We start from the raw sequence: 12,797 nt of genomic DNA, 5'->3' as shown, positions 1-12,797 counted from the left end.
GTTGAAAGGGTGAAACAACTGGGTGGGGCGCGTCTCCGCACAAGCTCGGAAACGCTCGCGGGCCCGGGGACCCGCCGGTTCCGGGTGCCCGTCAAGTCACTGCGGACACCAGGGCGGCGACGAAGGCCGCGGCGGACGCTGCGGCCACGAACCCGTCACGCACTCGCCAGGGGTGATTGGTGCGGAAGGTGCGCCGCGGATGGCGGCCGAAGTTGCGCATCGCCAGGGTCAGGGACAGCTTTTCGGCGCAGCGCACGGCGCTAACGAACAAGGGAAAGGCGATGCGCGCGGGCGTCGTCGCGCGAATGAAACCGGAGCGGAAAGACTGCTCCGGTCGCATCGAGCGCAATCTAATCGCCCATGTCAGCTGGGGGATTTCGCTGCGCAGGAACGCCGCGATGCTCACCCCGGCAATCGCTATGGTGCACCATGTGTAGGGCACCCGGAGGCGTTGCACCATGGCGTCGAAAAGCTCCTCGACGCGCATGCACGCGGAGACCAGGACCGTCCCCGCGAACACGGCCGTCAGCAGCAGTCCGTGATGGATGCCGTGGCGGACGGCCCCCGCCGGATCCCCACCTCCGTAGAACTCGGAGCGCCACCCGAGCAGGCCGAAGAACACCCCGATTAACAGGACGAGAAGGACCTTCCCCGCCGTCGCCCGAACGTCGCGTTCCGCGATCGCAGCGAGTGCGAGGAACGCGCCCCCCGTCAGCGCGAGAACGGCGTCTCCGCCGGAGAGCAGCCCGGCGACGAGGACGAGCATCACCGCCGCGACGATCGTGATGGCGTTCAACCCCGCGCGCCTCCGAGCGTCGGATTCACCGGTCCAGGGGCTTTCGTCCCCGGACGTCCGTGCGCCGGCGGCGGGCAGTGCGCGATCCCGCCGGGACGACTCCGGGGCAGCCGGCACGGCGGCCGCGGGACCGGACCAGGCGACCTTCCCTTCGGCGACGATGCTCGCCCGATCCGCCCACGTTCGCGCGACACGGCGGTCGTGGCACGTGAACACAACGGTTCCGCCGGCCCCGGCGTATTCCGCCAGCGCATCCAGCACGATGCGCGAGCTCGGCGAATCCAGGTGCGCCAACGGCTCGTCGAGAAGCAGCAAACGGCGATTGGCCGCCACCGCCAGGAAGATGCCCAACCGTCTTTTCTGTCCGCCCGACAGGACGAACGGCGAGACGGGGTCAAGTGCCCGGGGGCACAGGGCTTCCCGCAGTTTCCGCAGCTCATCGGTGCCGAGTGGCCCGTGCGGGTCCGTGCCGGCCAGCGCGGAGTCGATTTCCGCGGCGACGGTCGCGCGGGTGAACTGGTGCTCGGGGTTCTGGAACGCCCACGACGCGAAGGCGTCGGGGGCGTGCCGGGCTGGCTCGCCGTCAATTCGGATGTCCGCTCCCGCCTTCATCTGGCCCGACAGCACCGCCAGCAAGGTGGACTTACCAGCTCCGTTGGTGCCGACTAGGGCATGAATCTCGCCCCGTTCCAGTGTCAGATCGGCCCCGTTCAGGATCCTCTCCCCGCCTCGGGCCACGTGGGTTCCGGTCAAGGCCAGCAGTGGAACGGCATCCGCCTCTGATTCCGGATCGGGACGGTCCGGCGCCCCCGTGCCCGGCGTACTGGCGTCCGGCGTTCCGGCGGTCGCGGCAGACGTCGCAATGCCCTTCACCGCGATGCCATCCGGCGCTCCGTGGGCGGCGACGCTCCCGTCCGCATCGAGAATCGTCACCGTGTCGACCCACCCGTCGAACGGGCGGAGGTCGTGCTCGATGAGCAGGATGACGCGCCCCGGGGCCCGCAAATCACGGATGGCGGCGAACAGCGACCGGCGACCGTCCTCGTCGACGTGGGCCGCGGGCTCGTCGAAGATCATGACCTCCGGCGCCCTGGCCACCGCACCGGCGATGGCCATCCGCTGGCGTTGCCCGCCCGACAAAGCCCACGGATCCTTCTCCGCGAGCTCTGACAGCCCGAGCTCCGATAGAGCCTCGGCTGATCGCTTGGCGACGATACTGGCTTCCACGAGGGAAAACTCGAGGGCCATGGCCACGTCATCGACGACTCGGAGCGTGAGCACCTGCGTCGCCGGGTCTTGCCCGACGAAGGTGACCCGGTCCCCGTCCACGGGGCGTTCGGTGCCGTCGGCATCGACGATGTGCACGAATCCGGCATGGTCGATGGGGATGTGCGAGGGAATCAGTCCAGCGATAAGGTGGGCCAGGCTCGTCTTTCCGCATCCCACGGGTCCCGTGATGGCGTTAATCGTGCCGAAATCGAAGGAGAGATCCACCATGTCGGGTGCCCATCGCCCATCGGCGTGCCGCACGCCCGCACCACTAACCCGTAACCGGGCCGGGGCCGTCCCGCGTGTCGCACCGGCGCACGCGGGTGCTCCGCCGGTCACCGGGTGACCCCGCGGCTGCGAAGCCCCTTTGCGACGGCAAAGCCCAGGACCAAAAACACCAGGCTCGATGCCAAGGCTACGGCGAAGCTGATCAGGGTCATGGGCGTGGTCGGCGAGTCGACGCCGACTGCGCGCGGGGCCATCGTTCCCATCAGCGCGGAGAACAATATCGCCGATGCTACGAACTGGGGACGCGTCCACCGCCGGTACAGGGTGATCATGAACGGAAGCTCGATGAGTAATCCTTCCATAATCAGCGCCCCGATTGCGGCGACGCCGAACGGGGTGGTCGCTGCGGACACGACGCCCATGGCAAGGCACGCGATAAGGCTCGCGCCAGGCTTGCGGACGACGATGAGGGGAACAACGCACGGCAGGAACCACAACCCGAGCGTCGCCGCGACGAGATAAACGTGGGCGATGCCAGCGAACACCTGCAGGTAAGTCAGGGGCACGACGATGAGAGACCCCGCGACGCCGATCGCGGCGGCGACGAGCATGTCGCGGGTGGATGGTCGGCCACCCGCTGCGACCGGTGCGACGTGCACCAACCGCCCGTCACCCGTCCCGTCTGGGCCCGCGTTCCCGGCTTCCCCTCCGGAGAGGGGTTCTCCGGTCGATCCACGTTTTCCGTTCATCGTCGCCGCCTCGCTTCCGTTGCCGATTCCCAATCGGGAACACCACCTGAAACAGTATTAGGTTAGGCAATGCTTATCGACTTACGCCAGGCTCAATTTACTGACCTTACCCCCGCCCCCCCCCGTTACCGTGATGGTGCCCCCTCACGGGGCGCGGTCACCGGGCCCGGCATGGCTTATCTGCGTGAACATTTCCATAATCCGGGGGTGTTGCCACCGGGCACCGGGGATAACCGCTGACAGCTAATAGGGACACGGACCAAACAGAGGTCTCGTCGTAACGTGGGTGCCTGCAACGGATGTCCAAGACACCGGCGACCAGCCGCAACAGAAGGACACCACCATGGAACCGTCCAGAACACCCGAAATCATCATCGGCCTCGACGTCGGCAAAACCGGCCGCCATGCCTGCGCGCTGACCAACACCGGCGAGAGAATTTACGACAAACCACTGCCCCAAGACGAAGCCGCACGGCGCGAAATCTTCGCGTCCATGCAAGCCCACGGCAGCGTTCTCATGGTCGTCAATCAACCCAACACGATCGGCGCCCTGCCCATCGCCGTGGCCCGCGACTGCGGTTGCACGGTCGGAGACCTCCCCGACCTAGCCATGCGACAAGCAGCCGATTTCTACCCTGGACGATCAAAAACCGCCGCCGGGATGCATTCATCATCGCCGACACCGCCCGCACCATGCCGCACACACTGCGGGCAGTCGACCGCGACGACGAGACACTAGTAGCGCTGAAGATGCTCGCCGGATTCCACGACGACAGCACCTAAGACGCCACCCGAACGAAAAACCGCCTTCGCAGCGTGCTCACACAGATTCACCCCGCACTCGAGCGCGTCTTTGCAGGCGAGATTCTCTCGCGCACGCTGGTGCTGGACTCGCTAATCCACTACGAAGGTCCGACAAAACTGACCGCCGCAGGTCGACGCCGGGTCCTGAAGTGGATGCGCAACCGCGCCAAGAAGGACCCTGCTGCCCTGGTTGACGCAATTTTCGCCGCCCTTGCCGAGCAAACCGTCACAGTACCCGGCACTGCGGCAGCAGAATTGGTCATCCCGCAGCTGGCGGCGAACATCAAAGCGCTTCAAGCACAGCGCGACACGATCGCCGAACAAGTCGAGGAGATGCTCGAATCGTTCCCTCTTGCCCAGGTCTTGATGTCGATGCCCGGCGTAGGCATCAAGACCGCCTCCAACATCTTGCTGTCCATCGGCGATTGCTCCGACTTCGCCGACGCCGCACACCTGGCCGCTTACGCTGGCATCGCGCCGATCACCCGGCGGTCGGGTACGTCGATCCGCGGAGAGTTTCCCACCAGGGCCGGCAATAAACGCTTGAAAAACGCGATGTTTCGATCGGCGTGGATCGCGTCGAACTGCCATCCCGCGTCGCGCGACTACTACCTGCGTAAACGGACTGAAGGACAGAAGCACAATGCCGCGGTGATGCGGCTTGCCCGGAGCCGCTGCAACGTCATCTATGCCCTGTTGACTCGGCGTAAGCTCTCCCGAGAAACCCCTGCTAGAACCATCGCCACGGCTGCGTAGGCCGCTGCGCTGATCACCGCCGGCCCGCACGATGCGGCCCGGCGATTAGTCATGGCTACACCCCCATACGATGTACGTGAAAGTCCCGCCTGACTGTTGACAATCCACATAGGGACACCCCCCTGGGGTTAACGCCATGACTAGATCTGACGTGACCTTCCCCTCTGGAGATGGATCCTGCGCCGCGTGGCTGTACGTCCCCGACGACGCCCCTGCCCCGGGGCCGATCATCGTGATGGCCCATGGTCTCGGCGGGGTACGCCAGATGCGCCTCGATGCCTTCGCCGAGCGTTTCAGCGCCGCCGGCTACCGCTGCCTGGTGTTCGACTACAGGCACTGCGGTGCGAGCGCCGGGGAGCCCCGTCAGCTCCTGTCGGTGCGGCGTCAGCTCGAGGACTGGAACTCCGCGATCACCCATGCGCGGGGCCTCGACGGGGTCGACCCTGACCGTGTGGTCATCTGGGGCACGTCCTTTGGTGGCGGCCACGTGGTTCGGACTGCGGCGCGGGACCCCAGGCTTGCCGCGGTCATCGCGCAGTGCCCATTCACCGATGGATTGGCCTCGACGTTGGCGCTGCCGCCTGCGACCACGGTCAAGATCGGCCTGCTGGCCGTGCGCGATCTGCTCGCCGCGTGGCGCAGCAAGGAACCTGTGATGGTTCCCGCTTACGGGGACCCGGGGTCGACCGCCCTGATGACGGCGCCCGACTGCGTGGCCGGCATCGAAGCAATTGTGCCCGCCGGAGATGACATCCGCTCGGACATCACGGCACGATTCGGGTTGGATATTCTGCGCTATTTCCCGGGACGACACGCCCGCAAGATCCAGTCCCCGGCGCACTTCGCGGTCTGCGAGAACGACACGCTGGCCCCGCCGGGCCCCACCCTGCGGCATGTGCGGAAGGCCCCAAAGGGCGAAGTGCGAATGCAGCCCGGCGGGCACTTCGACATCTACGTCGGCGATGCCTTCGAGCACAACGTCGCCGAACAGCTGGCCTTTCTCGCACGGCACGTCCCGACTGCCGTCAACGAGCGGTGAGCCGCACCGCAGGCTGGCTTTCCCCAAGGATCAGACGCCCCTGATCTACGAATATGTGTACTCCGCACTCCCGGGTCATGCGCGGAGAACGAACTCCTCGACGTCGCCGTCGGAGATGCGGACAACGTCGGCCATGGCCTTGTCCATGTCGATCATAAAGCCCTGCCACCCGGCGCGCCGAGCCTCCGGGCCGAGAGACTTCCGGGGGACGAACATTTCCGCGGTTTGCAGGTCGCGGGGCAGGAAGTAGATGCTGGCCTGCCCGACCTCATTGACCAGGACGACGTAGAGGCTGAAGTAGATGCCCGCTTCCATGCGTTCACGCTGCGGGCCCCATGCGGCACCGAGGATCGTGCCGGTGATGGTGTCCGGCAGTTCCCCCTTGATCCGCTTCGACTTCACCTGAGCCAGGTAGCCGCAAAAGTCGCAGACGAGATCGGCACATTTGAAGTTCGGGGGCAGGAGTTTGAACGACTTGTCGGTGCGCTTGCACCCCGGGCAACGGGCATGCTTGGCGACGAGTTCTTCTCCCGCCGTGCCGAGTTTCTGCTTCGTCGTGGCCATGTCATGTTCCTCCTCAACGGTGCGCGCTCTTCTGCGCGCGTGCGTCGGCCCGTGGCCCAGCCTCCGATGCCGGGACATCCTGCCCCCATCTTGCTAGATTCTGGGTCAAGACCACTTGAACGAAGGAACGGTGCCATGACCACCTCGGCGGAATTGCGCGAGATCTCGGCCGCACATGGGCTCACATGGCCCGAGGAGTACTTGACGCTCGCCGACGACGGCATGGTGGACATGTCCCCCACCGGCGACGAAGTCCCGCTGCTGCACTTCAGCACGAACTTCGAGCTGCTCGGGGCCAAGGACATCGCCCGCCGATTGGAGATGTTTGCGGAGCCGGACGATTTCCGGAACATCGATCCCGCCGAGGGCCTGTTGCCCTTCGGGATGGAGCCCGGCGGCAACCTCTATTGCTTCCGCACCGGGGCCGCCGGCGCGGGTCCGGTCCCCGTGGTTCTGCTGCAGAACGATGAGCAGGAGGATGAGCGTCTCGCGCCGGATCTCGCCGGGTTCATTTTCGCGGAGATAGTCGTCGCTTCCGCCGAGTTCTACGACGACGATTACCTGGGTGAGGGCGAGCCCCGTCGTAACGCGGAAGCCTGGCTCCAGTCGCACGAGCCCTACCTGGGGCAGGAGCAGGCCGCGGCGCTCCGCGAACTCTTCGCGCGTCCGCTGATCGTGCGTGACGACGACTCGATGGGGTTCCTCGAATTCTCGGAGGTGGATGAGCTGGTGGACTCGGTTCTGCGGTATCCGGAGCGCTACGAGCCGATTCAGCTCTGGGAGCGCGGGTAGCTCCACCTCCACCGGCCGGTGCGTGCGACTCCCCGACGGTGGCGTTACGCCTCGAGCACGTAGCGCAGGATCTCCACGACCTGGTCGGTGGTCGTGCACCACGCCTGGGCGGCGGCGTCGACTTCCTTGAGCGGGTGGACGATGTCCTCGCCGTGAAGCGTGACGTACGGCTTGTCCAGGGCCGCGCAGTAGCCGGCGTCGAAGGCGGCGTTCCACTGCTTGTACTGGTCGCCGAAGCGCACGACGACCATGTCGGCCTTCTCGATCAGCGTGCGGGTCCGGATGGAGTTGACCTTCGACGACTGGTGGTCGCGCCAGAACCCGGCGGGCGCCTCTCCCAAGTGGTCGCCGGCGGCATCGCTGGCGTCGTGATCGGTGACCGGCGCCGTGAAGACCACGTCCAGTCCGGCGGCCTCGGCGCCGCGCTGGATTTCCTCACGTCAATCGGTGTGGATCTCGCCGGAAAGGTACACGTTGAAGCTCATGGCCGATTACTCCTTCACTGAAACTTGGATGTGCCCCCGCACCTCCCCCGTTCATCGGCGCACCATACCCGAGTGGCCCTCATTGATCGCGTTCAGCGGCGGTTGCGCAGTCGGGACGTGAGAGCGCCGAGGAGACTCGCGCCGTGGCCCGAGGAGTATCTGGTCCTCTCCGAGGCTGCCGACCGTTTCGCCGAGTTCGGGATCTTCGTCCGACGGCGATTCCGAAGACCTGCGCCTGGCCCCGGATCTGGCGGGCTTCGTTTTCGCCGAGATGATCGAGTCGGCCGCCGAGTTCGACGACGTCGACGAAGTCGTCGACCCGGCGCTCCGGTACCCGGCGCGCAACGAGCCCATCCAGCTTTGGGATCGAAGCAACTGGCATCAGGGCCGATCGCGGCTTCGCCGTTTGCCGCGCAACTGAGGGCGGAGGTGTTTCTCGGCGCGGCGAACCCGAATCCGATCAACTTGTCGACGTACGAGCTGATCATGTTGCCCGCGTGCGCCCGCCGGTTCCCGCGCACGATGCCCAAGTACGCCGAAGCTGACGGTGGCAATCGTCGACGCGCACAGGCCATGCGGGGGCGTGCCATCCCCGACGCTTTACGACGTCCCGTCGCCACGCAAACGGCCGACACCCGGGTCGGCCACCGGCCCCGGGGCCCGGCCCACCACCCGCCGGCTCATGCCGGCGCCCTGGACCGCCACCGGCGGGGCCCGGGACCGCTATCCGCTGACGCTCTGCGCCTCGCCGATCCCCCACGTCGCCGCTTCCCGCCACTGCTCCGCGATGCGGGCGAAGGGCCCATCGGCCTTCTCCAACTCATCGATGGGGCCAGCTTCCACCACCCGCCCCGATTCCATGACGATGACGCGATCGGCGATCTCCACCATCGCGGGGCGGTGGGCGACGACCACGGTCGTGTACGAGCCGCGCAGCCCAGACAGGGCATCGGTCACCGTCCGCTCATTGCGCCCGTCCAGGGCCGAGGTGCCTTCGTCGACAAGCAGGATCGATGCCGGCTTGGCGAGGGCGCGGGCCAGGCCCAGCCGCTGCCGCTCGCCCCCGGACAGCCGATTGCCCAGCTCGCCGACGGGAGTGTCCCAGCCATCGGGCAAGCGCTCGATCGCCTCGGCCAGGCCGCAATTGACGGCGATCGCATCCAATTCCGGCTGCGTCAGGTCCGGGTTCACGGCGAGCAGGTTGTTGCGAATCGACCCCGTGTGCAGGACGGTGCGCTGGAACACCATCGCGGCGCGGCCGCGCAGGTCACCGGGGGAAGCCGGTTTCCCGTCAACGTCGACCGTGCCCACGCCGGGAACCGTCAGCCCGGCCAGCAGCGACACCAGCGTCGACTTGCCGCTGCCGGACGGGCCGACGACGGCCGTGATCGTGCCCGGCGCGAAGTCCACGTCGATGCCGTCGAGCCCCGTCGTGCCGTCGGGGAACGTGACATCGACGCCCCGGACCTCCACCGTGGCGAGGCCCTCGCCCGGGCCGCCGGCGCGGACCCGCTCGACTTCCATCAGCTCGCGCACTTCGGACAGGGAGCGCCGCAGCTCGACGACGGCCCCCACCGATCCCGCCTGAACGTTGGCCTGCTCGACGACCCGGAGCAACACCACAATCGACGCGGCAGCCGCGGCTCCGGTCAACGCCGAACGGTCGTAGGACCACCACACCGTGAACCCAAACGCCAACAGCACCAGCTGAACCACGACCGTGAACACCTGCTGCCCGGGGATCTGCCAAAGCAGGACCCTGCGGGTCTTCCGCCGCGCCTCGGCGATGGCCCGGTCAACCAATCGGGTGCTCGCGTCCACCCGGCGCGCGGTGCGCAAGGTCGGCTGCACGAGCGCGAACTCGAAAAGCCTGTCATCGAGACCGGCATTGGCCGCCGCAAACTCCGCCGTGGACCTGTCCTCCAGCTTCGCCGACGCCCACAGCGACCCCAGGCAAGCGATGCCGCCGAGGAACGTCACCGCGCCAAGCGCGGGAGAGACGAGCAGCAGCCCGATGCCCAACCCGAAGATGAACACAATCGAGGTGATCACGGGCCCGATCAGCAGGATCACCGCCGAGGTGACCGTGCTGGCCTTGGTGACCAAATCGCGGATGGCACCTTCCTTTTCGGAAGTCAGCCGAGCATCCGGCCACGAAAGCACGGCACCCGGGGCGTTGCTGTGGATCTCGCGCATGACGGCGATGCCCAGATCGAGCCCCCTGTGGGCGGCGAAGATGTCGACACCCCAACTGCAGGCCACGAACAGCAGCAACAGCGCCAGCCACGGCAACGCCGCCCCGGGTTCCGCCGAGAACAGCGCGCCCAACAGCGGGTAGAGGGTAACGACGGCCGCCACCTGGAGCAGTGCCGACACGGCAACCGCGCCGAAGAAGGACCACAGGGGACGACCTCCCCCGACGACGAAGTGCAGATCCCGTAACATCAGTTCTCCTCCGATTCAACGGCGACGGACACGGGTGCGCCGCAATGCGCATCCCACATCCGCCGATAAGCCCCACCCGCCGCGACGAGCCGGGAATGCGTGCCCTCTTCCACCACTTTCCCCTCGTCCAGGACGAGGATCCGCGAGGCATTCTTGATCGTGTGCAGCCGGTGCGCGATCATCAGCACCGTCTTGCCCGCCAGCAGGCGTTCGAGCCCACGGTGGATCGCGGCCTCGGAGTCCGGGTCGGCCGCGGCAGTGGCCTCGTCCAACACGACGATCGGGGTGTTCGCCAGCAGCGCGCGGGCGATGGCCACCCTCTGGCGTTCGCCGCCGGAAAGACGGTTCGGTTCGACCACGGTGTCGTAGCCGTCGGGAAGCGCTTCGATGACCCGGTGCACGTCCGCGGCCTCCGCAGCCTCGCGGATCTGGGCGTCGGTCGCCTCGGGACGGTTCAGCGCGATGTTGTCGCGGATGCTCGCATGCACCAGCTGGGCATCCTGCAACAGCACCGACACCGAGGAATACAGCTGCTCCTGGGTGAGATCGCGCACGTCGACCCCGTCGATGCTCACGGAACCGCCGGTGACGTCCCACAGCCGGGCCAGCAACGCCGCCACCGTCGACTTGCCCGCCCCCGAGGGGCCCACCAGCGCGGTGACGCTGCCGGGCTCCAGCGTGAGGGAAAGATCGTCGATGACCTTCCGGCCGCCGCCGTAGGTGAAATCGACGTGGTCGAAACGCACGTGGCCCGGGGGCGCGGGACGATCCACCGGGGGCGCGAGCTCCGGCGTCGCCAGTAAAAGCTCGACGCTGGCTTTGGCGTCAAGTCCGCCCGACAAACTGGCCACGCCCAACCCGAGGTTCAGCAACCGGCCGCCGAAGGACGTGCCCAGGATGAGGAAGGGGATCAGATCCGTCGCCGGCATCCAGCCCGCCACGACCATCGCGAATCCCGCCACTAGAAGCACGCCCAGCACCGTGGTGGGGCGGTTCGTCATCACCGCGATGATCTTGCGGGGGCCGGTGTCGCGCTGCCAATCGGCCATGAAATCACCGGATTCCCGCAGCGTGCCCTCGAGGTCGACGACCGCTTTCGGCCCGAAGACCGCGGAGGTCCCGCGCGAGCCGATGAAGGCCTGGGTCTGGCCCGCCGCCAGCACCTCGTACCGCTGGTTCTGCAGCACCTTGTCCTTGTCGCGACGCTGGATTCCCTTGATGACGTAGATATAGGCGACGATCGGCAGCAGCAGTACCAGGCCCAATCGCCATTGGACGGCGAACAGGTAGATCAGGCTGCCCAGCGCCGCGACGACGGCGCCGACGATGTCGGGCACCGCGTGGGTGACCAGGTAATGCAGTGCCCTGACGTCATCGCCGGCAATCTTTTTGACGTCGGCCGCCCGGCCGCGCATGAACCAGCCCAACGGCAGCCGGGAGAATTTCGCCAAGAGGCGATGCCGCAGCGCCGTGGCGAAGTTGGCGTCCAGGAAGTGAAGCCACAGCACCAGCAGCGTCGTCCCCGCCGCCGAGACGGCCATCGCGACCACCGCCCAGATCGCCGGTTTGGCGAAAGCCTCCGCAGGTGCCCCTTCGACGAACAGCCGGGCCAGTTCCGCGAACAGGATGAAGGGGATCAGCTGCAGCAGGGACAGCGCTCCCTCGACGATGCCTGCGGCGATGAGCGGACGCTTGAGCGGCCGGAGCACACCCCCCTTGCCGGCGTCGGCGCCGGGGGTTTGCCGGGGTTCGGGAGCGTCGGTGGAGCCGACGGCGCCGGCACTTGCGGACGTGGAGGCGCTGGACGAAGCGCCGGTGGTGCCGGCGGTGGCCGAGGCGCCGGAGGCAGCGGAGGCAGCCGCCATGACGTTGACATCGGAGGCGGCGTCCGCGTCGGCGGCGACAGGCGCAGCCGACGCGCCCTTCGCCTCGGTTGCCTCCGGACCCGCCGAATCGATGGTCTGCGTCTTGCCCATCTGGCGTCCGCGGACCCAGTAGGCATGCGCGTGCAAGGTCGCTCGGTTGAGTCCGAATTTCTTCTGCAGCAGTGTCTTCGCGTGCCGGGTCGACGCGGTTTCCGCGGTCACCCAGGCGTACCAGCCGGCCCAGTCCCCGTCGCTGATCGCCTGGACCAGCGCCTGCCCGTCGGGAAGCTCGTCGACCCAGGACGCGGTGATGTTCGGGCCCTCGGGCAGGGCGATGTGGTCGTCGTCGGGGCTGTGCCGCTCCAGGTAGACGACCACGGGGCTGTCCTCGGGGATGGCGGCGACCAGGGCGCGGATCGCCGGATAGCCGGCGAGGTCCCCGAGCAGCAGGTACCCCGCCGGGGGCGGCTCGGGCAGGGCGAAGGGTTGCTCGCCGTAGCGCATGGCGACGATCCGGTCGCCTTCCTCGCAGTTCACCGCCCAGTGCGAGGCGGGCCCGGCGGGCTCGTGTATGACGAAATCGATGGAGAACTCGCCGGTCGCCGGATCGGGATCGACGAGCGTGTAGCCGCGCTGGAACTCCTTCGGGCCGCCGTCGGGGTCGGGGAACCAGAGGCGCAGCCAGTTCGCCGGCGCTTCCCCCTTCGGATCGAGCAGCCCTTCCGAGCGGCACGTGACCCGGATGAAGTGCGGCGCGAGCCGGCGTTTCCCGATCACGGTCACCGCATGTTCCTTGGCGCCCAGGCCACGGAGTACGACGGCCTCAAACCCCTTCGCCATCGACCACTCACCTTTCGAGGATGGGTCCCGTCGCAAAGCGCACGGGACCGACGCAGACATTTGAAGGATAGCCTAGCCTAACTATATGACAGGTTCCATGGCGTCCGACCATCGGCAAGGTAGCGCCACTGCCCAATGCGGCCATCCCCGATCGAAAGGGCGGCA

At 67.3% G+C, this 12,797-nt stretch carries 8 protein-coding genes and 1 pseudogene; 3 read left to right on the top strand and 6 right to left on the bottom strand.

The window, feature by feature from the left end:
- Positions 1 to 91: 91 nt before the first annotated feature.
- Complete coding sequence (locus L8U60_RS03830; protein WP_269965059.1) at positions 92 to 2,293, bottom strand: ATP-binding cassette domain-containing protein; 2,202 nt, start codon at positions 2,291 to 2,293, stop codon at positions 92 to 94.
- A 107-nt stretch (positions 2,294 to 2,400) separates the two neighbouring features.
- Positions 2,401 to 2,904 (bottom strand): ECF transporter S component, encoded by a 504-nt coding sequence (locus L8U60_RS03825; protein ID WP_224370287.1) that lies wholly within the window; start codon positions 2,902 to 2,904, stop codon positions 2,401 to 2,403.
- Between the two features lie 481 nt (positions 2,905 to 3,385).
- Between L8U60_RS03825 and L8U60_RS03820 the strand changes: the two are divergent.
- Positions 3,386 to 4,602 (top strand): annotated as a pseudogene (locus L8U60_RS03820) (IS110 family RNA-guided transposase).
- 136 nt (positions 4,603 to 4,738) lie between these two features.
- Positions 4,739 to 5,641, top strand: a complete 903-nt coding sequence (locus L8U60_RS03815; protein WP_239245656.1) for an alpha/beta hydrolase — start codon at positions 4,739 to 4,741, stop codon at positions 5,639 to 5,641.
- A gap of 75 nt (positions 5,642 to 5,716) precedes the next feature.
- On the opposite strand, the gene L8U60_RS03810 is transcribed toward L8U60_RS03815, so the two are convergent.
- Entirely contained in the window at positions 5,717 to 6,205 is a 489-nt protein-coding gene (locus tag L8U60_RS03810; RefSeq protein ID WP_239245653.1) for a DpnI domain-containing protein, read from the bottom strand.
- On the opposite strand from L8U60_RS03810, the gene L8U60_RS03805 reads away from it, so the two are divergent.
- A complete protein-coding gene (locus L8U60_RS03805) occupies positions 6,149 to 6,997 on the top strand; it encodes an SMI1/KNR4 family protein (RefSeq protein WP_269965058.1) in 849 nt (282 codons plus the stop codon). The two genes, L8U60_RS03810 and L8U60_RS03805, sit on opposite strands and share 57 nt — an antisense overlap.
- Before the next feature lie 44 nt (positions 6,998 to 7,041).
- Here the strand turns inward: L8U60_RS03805 and L8U60_RS03800 are convergent, their stop codons facing one another.
- From L8U60_RS03800 to L8U60_RS03790, 3 genes are all read right to left on the bottom strand, one after another.
- A complete protein-coding gene (locus tag L8U60_RS03800; protein WP_224784025.1) occupies positions 7,042 to 7,428 on the bottom strand; it encodes a YtoQ family protein in 387 nt (128 codons plus the stop codon).
- 777 nt (positions 7,429 to 8,205) lie between these two features.
- Positions 8,206 to 9,927 carry an ABC transporter ATP-binding protein gene (locus tag L8U60_RS03795; RefSeq protein WP_239245647.1) on the bottom strand — a complete coding sequence of 574 codons (1,722 nt, stop codon included), beginning with the start codon at positions 9,925 to 9,927 and terminating at the stop codon, positions 8,206 to 8,208.
- The gene (locus tag L8U60_RS03790; RefSeq protein WP_239245644.1) at positions 9,927 to 12,632 is read right to left on the bottom strand and encodes an ABC transporter ATP-binding protein/permease; all 2,706 of its coding nucleotides are present in this window, start codon (positions 12,630 to 12,632) and stop codon (positions 9,927 to 9,929) included. Before L8U60_RS03790 ends, L8U60_RS03795 begins: the two co-directional genes overlap by 1 nt.
- Between the last annotated feature and the right edge of the window lie 165 nt (positions 12,633 to 12,797).

The sequence above is a fragment of the Corynebacterium meitnerae genome (genome assembly GCF_027570075.1).
Lineage (GTDB): Bacteria > Actinomycetota > Actinomycetes > Mycobacteriales > Mycobacteriaceae > Corynebacterium > Corynebacterium meitnerae.
This window is presented reverse-complemented; position numbering and strand designations above follow the sequence as displayed.